Annotated in this window: 19 protein-coding genes; 15 read left to right on the top strand and 4 right to left on the bottom strand. The window is 39.3% G+C overall.

Annotated elements, in window-relative coordinates:
• Positions 1-42 precede the first annotated feature (42 nt).
• Both G6N06_RS10990 and G6N06_RS10985 read right to left on the bottom strand, forming a co-directional pair.
• Entirely contained in the window at positions 43-1023 is a 981-nt protein-coding gene (locus G6N06_RS10990; RefSeq protein ID WP_163516791.1) for an AraC family transcriptional regulator, read from the bottom strand.
• 38 nt (positions 1024-1061) lie between these two features.
• The gene (locus G6N06_RS10985) at positions 1062-1427 is read right to left on the bottom strand and encodes a DUF7793 family protein (protein ID WP_163516790.1); all 366 of its coding nucleotides are present in this window, start codon (positions 1425-1427) and stop codon (positions 1062-1064) included.
• A gap of 210 nt (positions 1428-1637) precedes the next feature.
• On the opposite strand from G6N06_RS10985, the gene G6N06_RS10980 reads away from it, so the two are divergent.
• The 5 genes from G6N06_RS10980 to G6N06_RS10960 all read left to right on the top strand — a co-directional run bounded on the left by G6N06_RS10980 (position 1638) and on the right by G6N06_RS10960 (position 6947).
• Entirely contained in the window at positions 1638-4040 is a 2403-nt protein-coding gene (locus G6N06_RS10980; protein WP_163516789.1) for an aminotransferase class I/II-fold pyridoxal phosphate-dependent enzyme, read from the top strand.
• A gap of 23 nt (positions 4041-4063) precedes the next feature.
• Entirely contained in the window at positions 4064-4903 is an 840-nt protein-coding gene (locus G6N06_RS10975; protein WP_163516788.1) for an RteC domain-containing protein, read from the top strand.
• A gap of 324 nt (positions 4904-5227) precedes the next feature.
• Positions 5228-5512 (top strand): helix-turn-helix domain-containing protein, encoded by a 285-nt coding sequence (locus G6N06_RS10970; RefSeq protein WP_163516787.1) that lies wholly within the window; start codon positions 5228-5230, stop codon positions 5510-5512.
• 3 nt (positions 5513-5515) lie between these two features.
• A complete protein-coding gene (locus G6N06_RS10965) occupies positions 5516-6301 on the top strand; it encodes a hypothetical protein (RefSeq protein WP_163516786.1) in 786 nt (261 codons plus the stop codon).
• Entirely contained in the window at positions 6285-6947 is a 663-nt protein-coding gene (locus tag G6N06_RS10960) for a P-loop NTPase family protein (RefSeq protein ID WP_163516785.1), read from the top strand. The genes G6N06_RS10965 and G6N06_RS10960 overlap by 17 nt, the downstream gene beginning before the upstream one ends.
• A gap of 102 nt (positions 6948-7049) precedes the next feature.
• On the opposite strand, the gene G6N06_RS10955 is transcribed toward G6N06_RS10960, so the two are convergent.
• Positions 7050-7682 carry an N-acetylmuramoyl-L-alanine amidase family protein gene (locus G6N06_RS10955; protein WP_163516816.1) on the bottom strand — a complete coding sequence of 211 codons (633 nt, stop codon included), beginning with the start codon at positions 7680-7682 and terminating at the stop codon, positions 7050-7052.
• A gap of 188 nt (positions 7683-7870) precedes the next feature.
• Between G6N06_RS10955 and G6N06_RS10950 the strand changes: the two genes are divergently transcribed.
• The 10 genes from G6N06_RS10950 (at position 7871) to G6N06_RS10905 (ending at position 16511) form a co-directional block, all read left to right on the top strand.
• Complete coding sequence (locus tag G6N06_RS10950) at positions 7871-8158, top strand: hypothetical protein (RefSeq protein ID WP_163516784.1); 288 nt, start codon at positions 7871-7873, stop codon at positions 8156-8158.
• 32 nt (positions 8159-8190) lie between these two features.
• Positions 8191-8475 carry a hypothetical protein gene (locus G6N06_RS10945; protein ID WP_163516783.1) on the top strand — a complete coding sequence of 95 codons (285 nt, stop codon included), beginning with the start codon at positions 8191-8193 and terminating at the stop codon, positions 8473-8475.
• The gene (locus G6N06_RS10940; protein WP_163516782.1) at positions 8462-10867 is read left to right on the top strand and encodes a TraG family conjugative transposon ATPase; all 2406 of its coding nucleotides are present in this window, start codon (positions 8462-8464) and stop codon (positions 10865-10867) included. Before G6N06_RS10945 ends, G6N06_RS10940 begins: the two co-directional genes overlap by 14 nt.
• Before the next feature lies 1 nt (position 10868).
• A complete protein-coding gene (locus G6N06_RS10935; protein ID WP_163516781.1) occupies positions 10869-11438 on the top strand; it encodes a conjugal transfer protein in 570 nt (189 codons plus the stop codon).
• 11 nt (positions 11439-11449) lie between these two features.
• Complete coding sequence (locus G6N06_RS10930) at positions 11450-12283, top strand: hypothetical protein (RefSeq protein WP_163516780.1); 834 nt, start codon at positions 11450-11452, stop codon at positions 12281-12283.
• Positions 12284-12294: 11 nt separating this feature from the next.
• Positions 12295-12918 (top strand): conjugal transfer protein TraK, encoded by a 624-nt coding sequence (locus G6N06_RS10925; RefSeq protein WP_163516779.1) that lies wholly within the window; start codon positions 12295-12297, stop codon positions 12916-12918.
• Positions 12899-13822 (top strand): conjugative transposon protein TraM, encoded by a 924-nt coding sequence (traM, locus tag G6N06_RS10920; RefSeq protein WP_163516778.1) that lies wholly within the window; start codon positions 12899-12901, stop codon positions 13820-13822. The genes G6N06_RS10925 and traM overlap by 20 nt, the downstream gene beginning before the upstream one ends.
• A 4-nt stretch (positions 13823-13826) precedes the next feature.
• A complete protein-coding gene (locus G6N06_RS10915; protein ID WP_163516777.1) occupies positions 13827-14684 on the top strand; it encodes a DUF4138 domain-containing protein in 858 nt (285 codons plus the stop codon).
• Between the two features lie 334 nt (positions 14685-15018).
• Positions 15019-15657, top strand: a complete 639-nt coding sequence (locus G6N06_RS10910) for a type IV toxin-antitoxin system AbiEi family antitoxin domain-containing protein (RefSeq protein ID WP_163516776.1) — start codon at positions 15019-15021, stop codon at positions 15655-15657.
• Positions 15654-16511: a nucleotidyl transferase AbiEii/AbiGii toxin family protein gene (locus G6N06_RS10905; protein WP_163516774.1), complete on the top strand. Its 858-nt coding sequence runs from the start codon at positions 15654-15656 to the stop codon at positions 16509-16511. Before G6N06_RS10910 ends, G6N06_RS10905 begins: the two co-directional genes overlap by 4 nt.
• A 111-nt stretch (positions 16512-16622) precedes the next feature.
• Here the strand turns inward: G6N06_RS10905 and G6N06_RS10900 are convergent, their stop codons facing one another.
• Positions 16623-18203: a type IV secretory system conjugative DNA transfer family protein gene (locus G6N06_RS10900; protein WP_163516772.1), complete on the bottom strand. Its 1581-nt coding sequence runs from the start codon at positions 18201-18203 to the stop codon at positions 16623-16625.
• Positions 18204-18208 lie beyond the last annotated feature (5 nt).

Here is an 18208-nt window from a genome sequence, read left to right as displayed (position 1 = left end):
ACGTGAAAGTATTTGCCTAATCGGGATTAATTTCCAATAACCCTATAATTTACCCCTGGAGATGGTGTTCTTTCTCAATTCTTTTGGGGTGTATCCAAACCTTTGCTTAAATAATCTTGAAAAATGGGATTGGCTCTTAAACCCCACCTTGTTCGCGATAGTTTTAAAGGGGAGGTCTGTATACTGTATCATTACCTGTGCTTTACGGAGTCGCTCTTGTATGATGAATTTATGGATTGTGGTGCCATAGAGCTCTTTAAAACCGTACTTCAACTTGAACTCATTCGTTCCCAACTGAAGGGCAAAATCCTTCTGTGATGGAAAATCGGTTTGGGGATTGTTGAAAATGATATTATGTGCAGCTCTAATCTTTTGGATGTCCCCATAGGTCAACACCATTTTATTTTTTTTGGATAGTAAACTTGTATCATTTAACACCCGTTGGTATTTTCCGTTAATGACCTTTTTCTTTAATTCCGATTTCAACTTTTTCTGATAATAGGAATGTTGAACCACGGTGATCAATAGTTTCCTGCTTTCATTTGCCCTATCCTTAAAGGTGGTAAAATGCACAACTTTGGGAACCTCAAAATTATTTTTGCGCTTAAAGACCAAATGGACAGAACCTTCAAGCTTTGGTTTCCTGGTTTTACTTATCCATTTATTTTTCCACAGGGTCTTGGAATCATCTGTCAGAAAGTCTTCGAACAACTTCCCAACGATATTATCCACTGGTAGAGAGAGCATTTTGCCTGCTTGACCGTTGACCATTTCAACGACTCCATTCTCATCCAATATGAAACTCATCTTTATAATATCCATGATGGTTGTATTGGCATTAGCAAAACCCTGATGGACCATGTTAGCCTCAATTTCTTCAGCTAACATATTCAACCCCACAATGATTGATTCAAGGTCATCATCCTTTGAAGAACGCTCTATCTGATAATGAAAATTACCTGAGGCCATTTCCAAAATCATATTATGAATGTTCCTTACCCGTTGTTTTTCAAATTCTCCCATAATTAACTATTTACTTTTTAGATGTTTATGCCCAATTATCACTTATATTTTTTCAAAAAAATCAAAGCCTCACTTATCGTTTCAAAGACCATGGTAGGTATTGGTGGCTTACTCGTGCGTAAATAAAACTTTGAAAACATGTCTGAAACAGGCGCCTCCACTATAAATGCCACGGCTTTAACAAACGACGAACCTTCTATTGACAAATAGATACGCGCTGTTTTGTTGATCCCTCTTACTTTACGTATATCGCACAGTACAGGAATGCTTTGTCCTTCCTGTACAACGAATCTGTCCTCAACAATGCTGATGGCCGCCGCTAAATCCAATTTGACGTCTTTATATTCAACATACAGGATACCCTCCTTTATAACATACGTCGCATATTCATTTTCAGCAAACATGATCTCAACAATTTGAAAACTAGTTTCTTAAATATAAAGTTAAAAAATTTAATTAAGGAAGGTTTGACCAAAACGGAGTAGGAATTGTCATATAGGGATTAATCTTAGCCTAAAACGGATTAAAATTTGACTAAAACGGATTATGGCGCTCTTCGACCCTCCAATATCACACAAAAGACACTAAATTCTATGCCTAATAAATTCAATAACATGGCAAAGATTAAACAAAACAACTTTTTGGACACAGTAAATGACGTTTTTACGGACGCTATTGATGAAGGGGTACTTCATTTATATGCAGACGGGGAAACATTTACAGGCAGAACTATTGGTGTCAACAATAGAAAACTATTTCATTTTGGAACTACAGGATATTTAGGTTTGGAACAGGACTCTCGATTAAAAGAAGCGGCCATAAGCGCCATTCGGAGATATGGCACTCAATACCCTCTATCAAAGTCCTACATTTCCAATCCCCTTTATAGACAATTGGAGGAAAAGGTATCTGAGATGTACGGAAATCCAGTAGTCATCACAAAAAATAGTACGTTAGGTCATTTGGGAGTCATCCCCAGCGCAGTAAAAGATGAAGACGCTATTATTTTGGACCATCAAGTACATTGGAGCGTACAGAGCGCTGCTAAGGTACTGAAAACAAGAAGTGTCCCTATTGACATGGTTCGCCATAATGACTTGAACATGTTAGAGGATAAAATAAAAGCATATTCCAATAGCAGAAAGAAAATTTGGTATATGGCAGACGGGATCTATTCTATGTATGGTGACTATGCACCCGTTAAAGAATTAAAAGCGTTGAGTCTAAAATATCCCCAGTTGCATCTCTATTTTGATGATGTGCATGGGATGAGTTGGATTGGAAAAAATGGTACAGGCTATGTCATGAGTGAAATTAACGAACTTTCTGAAAATATGCTATTGTTTGGCACCTTGAGCAAGACGTTTGGAGCAAGTGGATCTGTTCTCGTCTGTTCCAATAAAAAAATGTATAATGAAATAAAAACCTTTGGAGGCCCTCTCACCTTCTCCGCTCAACTTGAACCTGCCTCTGTTGCTGCTGCAACGGCTTCAGCGGAAATCCATTTAACTCCTGAGATCTACGAACTCCAAAATGACTTAAAAAAAAGAATACAATATTTTAATGAACTCGTCCATCAAACAGATTTACCACTGATAGATAAAAACAATTCGCCAGTATTTTTTATAGGCACGGGAACCCCTACGACTGGATATAATTTTGTCAATCGCTTGATGAAGGAGGGGTTTTATGTCAACCTTGGACTTTTCCCAGCTGTACCGGTTAAAAACACTGGAGTTCGAATTACTATATCCCGTCATAATCAAATGCAGGAAATTAAAGCATTGGTTGATGCCATGCAATATCATTTGCCAAAAGCCCTTGAAGAAACACATACTGATTTGAACCGTGTCTATCAAGCATTCAAACTAGAATCAAAGTTCAAACCAGAAAATTTGACACATGAAAATCTAACCATACGTTTAGAAAATTCCATTTCAAATATAGATAAGCTGACATGGAACACCTCAGTCGGAAAAAATGGCATTCAAGATTGGGACGGAATGAACTTTCTTGAGGATACATTTAGTGACAATGAATTGAAAGAAAATAATTGGTCTTTTTGGTATTTACTTATCCATGATCAAAAAAACCAGCTTGTATTGGCAGTCCTAATATCCTCATCTTTGTGGAAAGACGATATGCTCGCAAATACAATCGCATCGAAAACTATTGAGGAAAAACGTCTAACGGACCCTTACTATATGACTTCAAAGGTTCTTAGTTTAGGATGTCTTTTCACTGAGGGAAATCATCTTTATTTAGATAACAAGCATCCCCTGAAGAACGATGCCTTAAATAAACTGATGGCAACCCTGGAACAACTAGAGAAGGATTCAAATTCGAAAATGGTTACACTGCGTGATTTTAATGAGGACGACAGATTACATAGCTATTTTCAAGGTCAAGGCTACTTTAGGGTTCAGATGCCAAACTCATGTAGCATCAGTTTAAGACGCAATGATTCTATTGAACACTACATATCTGAACTTTCATCGCGGAGCAGAAAACATTTTAGAAAAGACATATTGGCTCATGAATCTTCATTGGAAATATCCGTAATATCTGAACTGGATAAAGCTCAAATAATTCAGGTAAAGAAACTCTATGATAACGTCCGAAAAAACAATTTGGGCCTGAACACTTTTTCATATCCCGCAAAGTTGTTTGAAAACATGTCCAAGAATCCAAATTGGGAGTTTATAATCATTAAAGCCGCCATAAACAGTAAAGATATTATTGGGGTCATGTTCTGTTATAAGAATAAAAACCACATTTACGTCCCTTCTTTGGTAGGCCTTGATTATGACAATCTCCTCACTTACCATATCTACCGACAATTACTTTATCAAACTATCAAAAGGGCAATCAATTTAAATTTTGAACACATTGATTTGGGAATGACCGCAGCATTTGAAAAAAGAAAACTTGGTGCCATTGTGGAAGAAAAACATGCCTACATCCAGACATCTGATAATTACACGTTAGAACTTATGGGTTTATTAGAATGTAAATAAGCAAGGACATCAGTTTGCAGGACATGAAATACCAAGAATTAATATCGGAATACCAGATGCACTTAGATGCCTTGGAGTCCCGCACGGAAGATATTTTATATAAAGCAGAGCATGGCATTTCAAGAACTGAAAAATTCATTAAGCTATTACGTAAAAAGGTACTGGAATTGGGGTTTACTAATACAGAAGAAGAAATTTCTTTTTTTAAACATGTTAAACCCCAAATTTTTAGCAAACTCATCTATTTTGTAAAACTGTTTAATATTGAAAGCAAACGCCCCAGGAGCAGCTCCAAATTCCAGATCAAATATCTCAATGCCCACATCAATAAACTGCAGGTCTATTTTAATGACAATTTGGATTTCTACCATTATTACCGCAGAGGGGCCACAACACTTGATGAGGAATATTTCATTCGGGGCAAGGCCGATCTTCGGTCGCCCACTGAGTCGTACCATTTTTTCATAGATGATCAGTTTACTACTTCTCAGGACACTACCGTTGCGATGATCATGGCCTATGATATGCTCATCGTGTATTTACAACAGGAAATTGAAAAATTAGAAACAACTAACAATGTTTACCAAAATGCAATGAAAAATTCATCTTCAAAACTTTTTTGGACTGGAAACAAAACGGAACTGATTGAGTTGATCTACGCTCTGCATAGCAGTGGGGCAATTAACAGCGGCACCGCTGACATTAAGGAACTGGCATCCGTGTTTGAGCAATCGTTTAACGTTGACCTTGGCAATTACTACCACACTTTCATGGAAATCAGAGCGAGAAAATCAAGCAAAACCAAATTCATGGACAAACTGACCGATTCCCTAAACAAAAGGATTGATGATTCCGATGAATGATCCATAGTTCATCCCAACTTGGATGTTTCCATTCCATACCTTTCTCCATATACTTTAGTGTAATTTGAAGACAAAACTATTGTCTTTTCAATCTTTCCCGTATCAAAACAACTCAAATTCTATTACAGTAAAAATCTCCCACCTCTGGATGGACTATTGATGCTTTGACAATAAAAACTATCAAATTTGCATAACGAAAGTCAAATCGAAGATTCACGAACTCATATTTATTGAAATATTTAAGGTCGTGAGCTAAATCAGGTCAGGGGCTATCAATTTTGTTGACATCAATGTGATAGTCCCTTTCTCTAAAACCCTTTTATTATGCCAACAAGTATTATTACCACAGACGATCTTCGGGAATTCAAAATGGAATTGCTCGATGATATTAAAAAATTGCTATCCAAACAAGCCACCGGAAAGCTGAAAAAATACCTCAAATCTTCTGAGGTTATGGATTTGCTTCAGGTAAGTCCAGGAACATTACAAAATCTTCGCATCAATGGCACGCTCCCCTATACAAAAGTAGGTGGCATTATCTACTACGATGCCCAAGAAATACAAAATGTAATGACCGCCAACCGTGTACAACACGGTTCAAACTCGTAGAAGATGAATTACATAAAGCTTCTCAATGCGGCATTTGAAAAATTCTTTTTGGATGACCACCTGAAGCCCACCCATATCAGTCTGTACATGGCACTGTTTCAAGAATGGAACTGCAACCGATTTGCAGAAGTCTTCAGTGTGAACCGAAGAGATCTGATGACAGCGTCAAAAATAGGCTCAAAATCCTCATATCACCGGTGCCTTAGAGATCTCGATGATTGGAAATACCTCTCCTATTATCCGTCCAATAGTCCCTACAAGGGCAGTAAAATAAAGATGTCAATTTTCTGGACCGAGGATGAATCTTTGCAGGATCAAAACAGTTCCAATACAGGACAAGTTGATGATTGGCATCGTCCCGAAAATGAACCTCTTTCGGGACAGTGCAGTCCCCTATTGGAACAGATTGCGGAACGATACCGTCCCAAGACTGAACCTGGTTTGGGACGGTATGGTCCCACCAGCGGACTTACAATGGGATCTACTATAAACAGTAATAAACAAGTAAACATTAATAAACAACCAAAGGGCTGGCAGGTTGTTATTGATTTTTTTGTTGAAAAAGGTTGTCATGCTGATGAAGGAAAAAAATTCTTCGAGCATTACCTAAACCGGAACTGGAAAACAAGTGACGGCAACACCATTCGGGATTGGCGCGCTCTTGCCAAGCATTGGATGGACAGGGCCGAGTTATTCAAAAAAGAAAGCAAGGCAAACACAAAGCCACCGTCCCAATTTAAGGACAACTTAAAAACCACTAAATACAAAGATTATGGACAACCCCTCTAAAATTATTGAAGATGATGTGGAATACTGCATCGGCACCTTTGATGGCAAAATGGTGGTCTATGATTTTGATCTCATACTGACCTACCTGGATGCCAAGGGAAAATCACTGTTTGGCAACCACTTTAAAATTTACAACGAAGATCTTGCCGTCATCCGAAAGCTGTGCCATTATTTCATCAAGGACAGAGACTATTGCCAAAAGAACGACATTGATCCTAACAAGGGCATTCTCCTTTCCGGACCTGTAGGTTGCGGAAAGACCACCCTGATGAAACTCCTACGCTATATCGTACCGATACAACGGCCTTACGAAGTCATTCCTTCCCGTAATGTCACTTTTAGCTTTAATCATCTTGGCTTCAAAACGATTGAAGATTATGGGAACAGCAAGTCCTATTGTTTTGATGATCTGGGCGTAGAGCCCATGGGCCGATTCTATGGAAAAGACCTCAATGTGATGGGCGAGGTCTTATTGTCCAGATATGAACTTTTTCTGGACACCAAACAGAAAATTAAAACCCACGCTACTACCAATCTTGGTGCTAATGAGCTGGAAGAACACTATGGCCATCGGGTGCGGAGCAGAATGCGGGAATTGTTTAATTTGATTGCGTTTGATGAAAGGGCTATAGATAAGAGAAAATGACTTATTTATGCCATGATTTGTAGATGGATACTAACTCCATCACAAATTGCACCACTATTTCCCTTAAACGTTTGGTAAGCAAAAAATAAATCGCTTTCATCATCAATATTTCATTATTGTCATCAAAATTACTTGTGCAATGGCAATCGAGCTTCGATTGTTAGACAGATAGGCATGCTCATCTAAATTACTCAAAAATCCCAATTCCAAAAGTACCACAGGACGCTGACCATTAGTCTCCCGTAACACCTGAAAATCCGCAAACTTCACACCCCTACTCTCAAATCCCAATTTTTCCTTGAACGTCGCTTGCCATTCAAAAGCCAACCAGATGGCATCTCTCGCATATTGTGAAGTCTCCTTGGGCACATACACTTCAATTCCCCTGGCCTCCGAATTATTGGCATGGTTACAATGCAAGGAAACAAACAGGTCTGCTTTTAAAGAGTTGGCTAATTTTGTCCGATCCGATAACGAAATAAGCGTATCACTAGATCTCGTCAAGTAGATCTCCAGTGGATGTTCCAAATGGTTATTTAATCTCAAAATCTCCATAGCCATATTAAGCACGACATCTTTTTCCTTTATACCATTTATTCCGATGGCACCGGAGTCTTTTCCACCGTGTCCAACATCTATAATTATTATTTTTTGAGTTGCCGATTCCTGTCCAAAAATGAAACACATTTTTAGAAGCAAAAAGATAAAACTGACGTTTTTGAGCACTTTTTTCATTTTCATTTTTCAGGTTATCAACAAGCAGTATACAAAATCCCATAAAATTTGATACCAAATAACAGCAAAGGAATTCAAACAATATCAAATAATATTTTATTCACAATTATTTGATTTACAGTGTTTTAAATGCAAATTTATGTAAATTTCAATAGCAAAAACAACACGAAACCTTAAAACTTTCTGTTATGAAAAAATCAATCTATGTCACAGGATTTCTCTCGCTCATCTCCACAACGCTTTTTGCACAAATTGGCGGCATTGAAGATTCCGTAAATGATGTATCCAATACCATCAGAACCGTATTCCCCATCATTTTGGGCGTCATTTTTCTCGTAGGCTTTCTTTTCAATGCCGGGCACTTCTTTGGAGAGAACGCAGATTTAAAGAAAGGCATCACTCGCGTTTTGGTCTTTGTCTTGATCGCGGGTGCCGTAGTCGGCATATTTACCTATCTCATTGGCATCGTCGTCTAAGTGGTTAAGAGGCTTTTCATAAAATATGCGTTATGAAGAAATTCGAGGTCTATAGGAACATCAGGAAACAGGCAGTCATTTTCGGACTGCCTATTTCGCTATTTGCACTCATGATGGTGGCCATATTGGCTTCACTATTGATCATTATATTTTCATTCAGCTTTGGAATCATTATCGGGGTTTTCATTTTGAATGCCGCGCTCTACGTAGCACTGATTCGAATTACGAACCATCCTCAACTCTTTCAGATGACCAGGGTCTTCCCCAAAATTATCAGCAACAAACAAAATACAGGCTTCAACTATGGACAAGATTGATCTTTCGGCATATCATCCCATTGCAGATATCCAGGACCATATCATATTGGCCACCAATGGCAATGTCATCCTTTGCTATGAAGGGGACTTACCTGAAATCTACTCCCTTTCTGAAAAAGACTTTGAAGATATCCATGGGGTATGGTTTCAGGCCCTAAAGTCACTACCTGTTGGGACGGTGGTCCACAAGCAGGATGTTTATCTCAAAACATACTATACATCCGAGCAACTTCCAAACAACACGTTTTTGGCAAAGGCAACCCACAACCATTTTAAAGGTCGTGAGCATATTGATCATCGATGCTATTTGTTTTTCATTTTGACCAAGAACAAAGCATTAAACAACGCTAAATACATCAATCCATTTCGAAAAGTGTCCAAGGGCATTGTAGGTGAACTGGATGACACCATCAAAAGTTTCAGCAATTCGGTCAGTGATTCCATTTCATTCATCAACAACAGTAGAAAAATGGACTTTAGGCCCCTTATGGAAAATGACATTCTAAAACTTACAAGCAACTATTTTAACGGGTTCAATGAAGGTTTTGACACGGATATTCAACTCGATAAAAAAAGTGTTACTATTGGCGACAACCAATTTAACGCCCTAGCCATCAATAGCGAACTGTGCTTTGGCGAAAGTGTACAGAGCAGCAAGACCAATGATAAATTCACTTCTGACGATTTTGTGTTTCATCAAGGGTTTATTGATGGTTTAGGGCTTACGCTCAATGAAAACCATATTGTCAATCAAATCATCTATTTGGATGACAAACAAAAGTGGCGCAAACTGCTGGATAAAAAAATAGAGGAGCTGAACAAAAGCTCCGGTTTTGGTTCACAGAACAAGGTCGTACTCGGAAAAATCCAACACATTCTCGACCAGATTAATACCGATGACAGTTCACGGATCATTCGAGGCCATCTCAATATTGTCTATTGGGCCAAAACGGCTAAAGAGCTCGACAAGATTACCTCCAAGATAAAGACCGAGTTCAAGGAACTGGATATCCTCCCCTATTATCCGCGAGGTGAAGCACGCAAGAATTACATTCTCAACAGTTACTGTTGCTTCTCTTCCAATTTCTCCAATTCCGATCTCTATGTGACCGACCTGAAGCATGCCCTTTGCCTGCTCATAAACCATACGAACTACAAATCGGATGACACTGGAATTATCTTCAACGACCGCGAACATAATATTCCGGTTTTAAAGGATGTATGGGACGAACGCAAAAAACGCATCAAGGCAAGGAACTTCGCCATTTTTGCACCCACCGGAGAGGGTAAATCCTTTTTGGCCAATAATATCCTGCGCCAATATTTTGAAAGTAGTGTCCGGTTGGTCATTATCGATCTGGGTGGTTCCTATACAAAGTTTGCCAAGTTATATCCTGAACAATACACGGTGCTGCGCTACGAGAGTGGAAAAAACTTAGGCATCAATCCGTTCTACATCAGCCATCAAAATGACCTCACACCGGAACGATTAGAAGATTTATCCATGTTTCTTTTTGAGTTGTTTGCCTCAGATTTGAAAGTAACTAAAGCACAATCGGTTTCGGTCAAAAAGATATTGCGCCATTACTACAACAGCACATCAGAAAACCACTCTTTGGATGGTTTTTACAGCTTTATAGAAAGGAATCAGAAAGACCTTCTGAGCACCTTAAAAATCCATCCCGACTACTTCAATGTCACGAGCTTCTTGCACGTAATGTCAGAGTATGTCGGCGATGGTCTATATAGTTTTCTGTTCGAGGTCAGCGAAGACCAGACCTATAAAATTGAGGATAAAAGATTGATCGTCTTTGAACTGGATGAAGTAAGGGACAACAAGGAAATCCTGTCCGTAATGTTGAAGCTGATTAAGTCCGCCATTCAACGAACGATTTGGAAAAACAAGGCTGAAAAAGGCATTATCCTTTTTGATGAATTTGCCAAGCAGCTGAAGTTCGATAATGTCCTTGAAAGTGTAGAATTCTACTATCAAGCCATCCGTAAACAAAATGGTGCCATTGGCATTATTCTGCAATCCATCAACCAACTTCCGAGCAACGCTACTTCTGCCAGCATTTTGGAAAACACACAGGTCATTTACAGTCTAAACAATGAGAAAGGCTACGCCGAGCTGGTCAAAAGGCTCAACCTATCCAGTCACGACCTGAACCAATTGAAATCCATCAAGAACAATTTCTCGGGACCACGAAAGTATACGGAGATGTTCATCAAGATCGGGAAGGAAAGCAACATTTTCAGACTTGAAGTTCCAAAGGAGGTATATGCAGCCTATTTAACGGATGGACAGGAAAATGAAGAGATAATGAGTCTCTATGAGCATCATCGCGATATGAAAAAAGCAATCATTGAATTCACCTCTAAATCAAAATAAAATGAAAATTAAATTTCTCATCACAGGAATCGTCTTGGTATTAAGCATTAAAACCCATGCACAAGGCATGCCCGTTTACGACAATACCAACTTTATAAGTCTGACAAAATCACTCGTGGAATCGGCCAAACAGACCTCACAGCTTTTAAAGACCGTTGAATTTCTAAAACAGCAAAAGGAAAATCTCGAGACCGTCAACAATGTGGTCCGACAGATGAATGCCGTCAGGGAGATTGGGCGGAACAACCAACGGTTGATCCAGGTCATGCAGAATGATTTAAGGGCCATTCTCAATTCTCCCTATATAAAGCCAGATGAAATGACACGCATCTCCGAATCGTTCAATGCCATTGTCCAAAATTCATTGGAGACCATGGACTTCATTGATCAGATCCTTTCGAGTGATTATCTCAAAATGAGCGATGCCGAACGTGCCAACATACTGAAACAAAAAGAGGAAGAATCCAAAGAAATGGTTTCGAATATAAGCATTAGAACTCGGCGCTACAAAGACATCATTTCCTTTAGAAAAATGCAGGACAAAATCAATAATCGAAACACCACATATTAAATAAGATCAGTATGATTATTTTAGGAATCGGACTGGAATATATCGATACGATTTTCCAGACCATACAGAACAGCAGTTTTTCACAATATACCATTGCGGGTATGAAGACGCTCGCCGTACTGTTTTTTCTGGTCAATATTCTAAAAAAATACAATGAAGGTATTGTGGACAAGGATGGGTACACTTGGGGATTGAGCCCAAGTGAACTCGCCAAGAATTTTGCCGTGGTCCTATTAGTCATCTTTTCGACTCAGGTATTGGGGTTCTTTGATGCCATTCTCGTGGCGATCGAATCACAATATCGCGGGACCGCTCCTGCCCTGCTGCCTCTGCATTTGCAGGACATTGACATAGAAGCGGATATCAATCTCATGGATGCGATGAAAAGTGCCATGACATTACTCTATGAGGCCTTGGTAACCCCGCTGTATGGATTCAAGATTTTAGCCTTTATCCTGAGTGTCATTCTTTGGATTCTTGACCTGTTCATCTATCCCCTTTTTCTGGCGGAACGCTTCTTTCTATTGGGGATCATGCAGGCATTTTTTCCGTTGGTCATCAGTTTGGCGGTATTCGAGAAATTCAGATCGCTTGCCTATTCATTCTTCAAACTATACGCTGCGGTTTATATGTTGGTACCTGCATTCTTTTTGGTCAACATCTTTATCAACGCCATCTACACCGAAATAAACACCAATTTTTGGACAACCCTGTTCGGTACCGATTTCGGACAGGGATTCTTCGCGCCGGTGGTACAGTTAGGTTCTGTAGGTTTTATCGTGTTCCTAAAATTCAGACTATATGCGCGGGCCACCTCCTTCACTCTCAGATTATTCAACAATTAAAGTAGCATGTCATGAAAACACCTTATCAGAACATTTACAACCTCCTCAAATTGAATAGACTTATTGTTTTGGCAGTTGTTGTTTGTGCTTTTACGGCAAGTACATTCTCCGTTTGGATCGCCTTTACAACCCATAAAAATGCCCTCAACCATGCTTTCGCCATCAACACCGACGGCAGTGTTATTCCCCTAAAGCTCGTAACCCAAAAAGAGAACTTCATGGTAGAGGCCCTGGCACATTTGGAATTGTTCCATACCTATTTTTATAATATCGATGCGAGCAATTATGAGCGTCATCTACAAAAAGCACTGTGGTTGGGCGATAGTTCTGTGGACAATGTATACCGACAAAAAAAAGCCGATGGGGTGTACAATCGTTTACTGCAATATTCCTTGGTTCAAAAAGTGAAAAGCATCGATTCGAGAATTACCGAGTCCAACGGTAACCATAGATTTACGACCACCACCATTTTTGAAATCAACAGAGGGTCGATTACCGATTCCTATGAACTTGTGTCTACCGGCAGTTTGATTCTAGTTGATCGGAATTTCCCGAACAATCCGCACGGATTATTGATCACCGATTATTTTGAAAACACCTTAAAAAAAATCTCCAATGAAAATAGAAAAAAATAAAATGGTCTTCGCGACCGTAATGGCCGTGATTGTCTTATTCCTAGTGGCCTATACCCTGATGGTTATGGACGATGGCAAAAGTGAAAGTGAACATTTAAAGCAGACGTTGGTACCTCCCCTGGAAGAAACCCAGAAACAGTATAAATCCAAATTGGATGCCCTCAACGATCTGAAGGACGTTCGGGAATCCAATGCCCCAAGTATCTATGATGAAAAACTGATGGACTCCTTGGGCCATTATGATCGAGATTTACCCGAACGTGAAAAAGAGCGGATTGTGGATAGCATCTATTCCGCAGGGAAAATCAACTATTCTGAACGGTCCTATCAGGTTCTTGGAGAAAGAAAGCCAGAAACCAAAAAAGTACAAGAAATAGATTCTACAGAAATAAAAAGAGAACAGAAGATTGAAGCCAAGGAACTGGGCCTGGAACATCAATTGTTCTTTGCTGCGTCACCCAAACCTGATAACAATTCAGTGATTGGTACTACCGATGAAACCATCCATGTCGTTGTCGATGGCGATCAGGTCGTGAAAACCAATAGCCGATTGCGAATGCGGCTGACAAAAGCCGCGGTGATCAATAACCGGAAACTGCCAAAAAACACTCTGGTTTTTGGGTTCATTAGTTTCCAACCCAATCGCGCAATGATCAACATCGAAAATATCCAGCACCAACCCACCAAGCTCAAAGCCTACGATCTTCAGGATGGCAACGAGGGCATTTATATCGAAAATAATTTTCGTGCTGAAGCCACCGATGAAGTTGTGGACGACATTATCGGCGACATCAATATTCCAAGTATCCCCCAAGTTGGTGGCATCAGCAAAGTACTCAAACGCCATAACCGCAGTGTGAAAGTAACCGTGCTGAACAATTACCAACTTATTTTAAAACCTTAATCTTATGAAAACACATTCTTTAATTCCAATCATTTTTATGGCGTGCAGTTCAGTATCACTCTACTGTACAGCGCAAGCTAAAGACCAAAACATTACGGTCATGGACACGATTTATGCCAATGACACCATGAATGTCGCCCTCTTCTTCCCAGAACCCATTCGACAGGGCATTACCGGATCAGAAAATTTTGTTTTTACCTATAACCGAGAGAAGGAGCAATATTTTGGATTGCTGCAAGCGACTCCCGGAAAGGACAGCAATCTTCTGGTCATCAATAGAAACGGTTCAGTATTCTCATATATTGTTAGATATAAATCGGAGCTATCAAAATTGAATTATTTCATTCCAATGTCGAGCAGTATCGGAAACGAAAAACCAGTTACCAAAGACTCCATTCCAGCAACATCCAAAGAAATCAACAAGGAAAACAAGGAGTACTACCGCCAGGAACTAAGTTCCCATCTTCTTGAGCGGAAACCGCGCAGAGGCAAGACCAAAAAACGACGGCAGAACATTGTTTTAGGCGTGGAAGAAATTGTTTACAATCGAAATGAACTTTACTTTGTGATCAAGATCGATAACAAGTCAACACTCGATTACGATTTAAATTTCCTCACGTTATCTATAGAGACAAGACATAAAGGAAAACGGAAATCTGTACAACGCCTCCATAAAGAGGCTGTTTTCACAAAGAATTTACCCTCCAAAATTGTAAAAGGTGAATCGGTGCGGCTCGTATATGTGTTGCCAAAATTCTCACTCTCAAGGGACCGTAGAGCTATTTTAGAACTGAACGAAAAAGATGGTGAACGAAATATTGAGCTAAAAATATCTCACAGATATATCAATAATCCTAATTAGAATACCTTCAAATAGCCCAAATAGAGGTCGATTAAAGAAATGCCCAACTGGAGAACTTTTTTGCAAGAACACAAAAGTTTTTCATCCGATTTTTTTTATCTTCTCATAGTCACATCACTATATTCGGATCGCTTTTAATTATCCTAGCTTGTACAAAAATGATCTTATATTAAATCAACGAAGTAGATCTAACCAAACAACGACACCATTCCTGTAATTATATCAGTATTTAATCGGAAATAATCCGATCAAATACTCTCTAATTTACATATTGTTGCTATATTTGTATTAGTTAATCGGAAATTATCCGATTATCATTCATAAAAATCACATCATGGAGTTTAGAAAGAGAATAAAGAAATATGCAGAAACACCTATATCCAGGCACCTGATTTTGGATTTATTAAAAGATTATAAGCGTCCAAATGATAAAATCAGTGAGTTGCTTAAAAGTAAAAAGCTTATTTCTATCAGAAGAGGACTATATATAACAGGACCTAAATTGGACTTACCAACACCAGAGCCGTTTCTGATAGCCAATCACCTTAGGGGACCGAGTTACGTCTCCTTAGAATCCGCATTGTCCTATTGGAACATGATACCGGAAAGGGCCTATGAAATAAGTTCAGTAACTCTACAAACTTCAAAGATATATAAAACTGCTGTTGGACGATTTAGTTACCAACAATCAAAGGCTCCCTATTATTCCTATGGGATTAAAAACATAGAATATTCACCTAAACAAACCGTGTTAATTGCCTCCCCTGAAAAGGCATTGTGTGACAAAATAGTTCTAACACCCAAAATTCATCTTAGAAGCATCAAACAAACACGGGAATTTTTATCGGAAGATCTTCGAATGGACAATGATATATTAAGCACATTAAATACAAAAATCATGGACTTATGGATTGAGAGCGCCCCTAAAAAAAGTAGTCTAAAAATGCTTATTAAAACACTGATGGAATTATGATAAAAGAATGGATAGAGGAATATAACCCTCAGAATGAGGAAGAGATTTTATCTGCATTACGAGAAATAATGCAAGAAATTACTTTAGCAGGCTTATCAAGAACTGATTTTTTTGAGAAGGCAGCTTTTTATGGAGGAACCGCTCTCCGGATTTTCTATAGATTGGATAGATATTCAGAAGATCTGGATTTCTCATTACTTAAGCCCAATCCTAATTTTTCTATTGAGCCATATTTCAATGCCATTATAGATGAATTTAAGTCATTGGGCCTGACCATTAGTATCAAGGAAAAGAAAAAAACAAAACAAACGGCTATTGATTCTGCGTTTCTAAAAGCCGAAACCATATGGCAGGAAATTGTACTAGAAGACATCATCAAGGAAACTGGGGTGCGCTCCAACAAGACCTTAAAGATAAAAATAGAAGTTGATCGACAGCCTCCACTAGATTTCCAAACCGAAGAAAAGTTATTGCTCCGTCCATTTTCTTTTTACGTAAAATGCTTTACGAAACCTAGTTTATTTGCAGGAAAACTGCATGCTCTTCTATTTAGAAAGTGGCTAAATAGAGTTAAAGGAAGGGATTGGTATGATTTAGAATGGTATATCAAAAAGGGAATTCCTTTGGACCTAAATCATTTCTTAACGAGAGCGAAAGACACCAATGACTGGCCTGACGATACCATTTCCAAAGAACAGATCATCCAGCTATTGGACACCAAAATCGATTCTGTTTCATTCAGCAGGATCAAAGAGGACGTCGTTAAGTTTATCCCAAATGACGATGTTTTAAATATTTGGAGCCCGAAATATTTCAAGGATTTAATTCAAAAAATTAAATTTGAGACCACTTGATCCTAGTAAAAGGTCTATGTTTTAAGAATTCTTAGATATAAAACAAAAATATTTTCCCAACAACGTACAGGGTTAAGAACAAGACACCTCAAGCTGTACACTGTGATCATGCTATTCAAAAATTGACCTGGCTTCCTTATAAATCCTTTCAAAATTAGCTGCCAAATCCGCATCAGAAAATCCAATTGCTGATTCCGGCAATTGCCTCTTAATTGGCCGCAATTTAAACTGGACTCTTTTATCCTTACCATCCGCATACGTAATAAATTCACCTTGTTTCAATCTAAAGAAGACATCAGCCCTAATTTTAGGGATCTCTTTTTCACCTGTAGTGATGCGCGTATCAAAATCAAGACTGTAACCGCGGCTTACACTTTTGGTAGGGTCCTTAATGATCTCAAAGAAACGCTCATAATATTTGGCCGTATCTGGGTCGTTGACCTTTCCAAAGAACTGATAGGAAAGGTTGCTCAAAATCGCCTTGCTTGCCTTATCACCATACATCATGTCATTTTGAATCTTGTCCTGCATCACATAAATCGTAGAAATATTGTAACTCCGTAATGTTGCGGGAATGCGGTGCATATTCAATAAGCGAATGGTCGGTGCCTCCTCCATCAATAAAAATGAAGGTTCTTTGTTTCGAACACTCATTTGTTTAGTAATGGTATGGATGATCATAGCAATGACCGGTGAATACGACGTTTCAAATTTAGGATTGTTCACAATCGAAACCACAGAAGGATTTTCCGGACTATTGATATTGAGCGGCACCTCATCCGCTGATAAGGCCATGAAGATGCGCTGGGTACTGATTCGCTTCAACGCATTGGCCAAGGTGCTTTTTACGCCCGCCGTCTGCCGTTCCGAGTCCCTTCCGCTGATAAAGGCATCGGCCATGGCCCTTGAGGTGGCATTCGTCTCCAAAAACCTGATCAAGCTGTCCGTATCCAGATACTGGTAAACAGCAATCACATGCGGAAGCGTACACAACTCAGGATAGGTAGTTTTCAGTTTCCAGATCAGGCCACCGATCAAGCCTTCCGCAGCATCGTTAAAGAACTTGGTCGTTCCAGATGTAGCCGATTCCCGCTGTTCCAAAAGGTTCTCGACCAAGACCCTGGACACCTCATTGACACTCTCCTCGTTCTCCAAATAGCGGGGTGCGATGGGATTGACCCTATGGATGATCCTGTCGAAGGAAATTACCTTAAAGGGTACCGTACCTGTTCTGAAAAGCAGATAGGCCATTTCGGTCAATTCGAAATCCTTATAATCGTGGATGATGCCACAAAAGCCCTCTTTTCTAAAATGCTTCAAGAAGCCATAGACCACACTTTCGGTCTTTCCACTTCCCGCAGAGCCGATAACCGATGCCCCACGCTTGATGTTATCGAGTTTGAGGTTTCCTTTGGTGGTCTCAAAATTGACCTGGTACCTAAGGTCTCCCGTTTTGGATTCTTCCGTTTCATGTAAGAACACGTACATAACCACATTGATCAAGAGCAGAGGGCACACATAATAGAGCGCGATGATAACCCATGAAATCTCCGTAATGGAATAAACGACTAGAATACCAATCAAGAGCATATTAATGATGAATGCGCGCCTGGCGATCCGAAACAATCCATAGAAAACCGCACTGGCCAAACCAATTATTAAAAGCGTAGCTAAGAGATTTTCTGGTTGCATGCTTC

Origin of the sequence: Gelidibacter japonicus (genome assembly GCF_010725055.1) — a bacterium.
Taxonomy (GTDB): Bacteria; Bacteroidota; Bacteroidia; order Flavobacteriales; family Flavobacteriaceae; genus Gelidibacter; species Gelidibacter japonicus.
The sequence above is the reverse complement of the archived record's forward strand: the minus strand, read 5'-3'. Positions and strand labels throughout refer to the sequence as shown.

Coding starts and splice junctions, on each gene's coding strand:
- G6N06_RS10940 (WP_163516782.1), top strand. CDS start 8,462: ATGGACAAGATTGATCTTTCGGCATATCATCCCATTGCAGATATCCAG.
- G6N06_RS10985 (WP_163516790.1), bottom strand. CDS start 1,427: ATGTTTGCTGAAAATGAATATGCGACGTATGTTATAAAGGAGGGTATC.
- G6N06_RS10900 (WP_163516772.1), bottom strand. CDS start 18,203: ATGCAACCAGAAAATCTCTTAGCTACGCTTTTAATAATTGGTTTGGCC.
- G6N06_RS10980 (WP_163516789.1), top strand. CDS start 1,638: ATGGCAAAGATTAAACAAAACAACTTTTTGGACACAGTAAATGACGTT.
- traM (WP_163516778.1), top strand. CDS start 12,899: ATGAAAATAGAAAAAAATAAAATGGTCTTCGCGACCGTAATGGCCGTG.
- G6N06_RS10990 (WP_163516791.1), bottom strand. CDS start 1,023: ATGGGAGAATTTGAAAAACAACGGGTAAGGAACATTCATAATATGATT.
- G6N06_RS10945 (WP_163516783.1), top strand. CDS start 8,191: ATGAAGAAATTCGAGGTCTATAGGAACATCAGGAAACAGGCAGTCATT.
- G6N06_RS10965 (WP_163516786.1), top strand. CDS start 5,516: ATGAATTACATAAAGCTTCTCAATGCGGCATTTGAAAAATTCTTTTTG.
- G6N06_RS10910 (WP_163516776.1), top strand. CDS start 15,019: ATGGAGTTTAGAAAGAGAATAAAGAAATATGCAGAAACACCTATATCC.
- G6N06_RS10925 (WP_163516779.1), top strand. CDS start 12,295: ATGAAAACACCTTATCAGAACATTTACAACCTCCTCAAATTGAATAGA.
- G6N06_RS10930 (WP_163516780.1), top strand. CDS start 11,450: ATGATTATTTTAGGAATCGGACTGGAATATATCGATACGATTTTCCAG.
- G6N06_RS10960 (WP_163516785.1), top strand. CDS start 6,285: ATGGACAACCCCTCTAAAATTATTGAAGATGATGTGGAATACTGCATC.
- G6N06_RS10915 (WP_163516777.1), top strand. CDS start 13,827: ATGAAAACACATTCTTTAATTCCAATCATTTTTATGGCGTGCAGTTCA.
- G6N06_RS10955 (WP_163516816.1), bottom strand. CDS start 7,682: ATGAAAAAAGTGCTCAAAAACGTCAGTTTTATCTTTTTGCTTCTAAAA.
- G6N06_RS10975 (WP_163516788.1), top strand. CDS start 4,064: ATGAAATACCAAGAATTAATATCGGAATACCAGATGCACTTAGATGCC.
- G6N06_RS10935 (WP_163516781.1), top strand. CDS start 10,869: ATGAAAATTAAATTTCTCATCACAGGAATCGTCTTGGTATTAAGCATT.
- G6N06_RS10950 (WP_163516784.1), top strand. CDS start 7,871: ATGAAAAAATCAATCTATGTCACAGGATTTCTCTCGCTCATCTCCACA.
- G6N06_RS10905 (WP_163516774.1), top strand. CDS start 15,654: ATGATAAAAGAATGGATAGAGGAATATAACCCTCAGAATGAGGAAGAG.
- G6N06_RS10970 (WP_163516787.1), top strand. CDS start 5,228: ATGCCAACAAGTATTATTACCACAGACGATCTTCGGGAATTCAAAATG.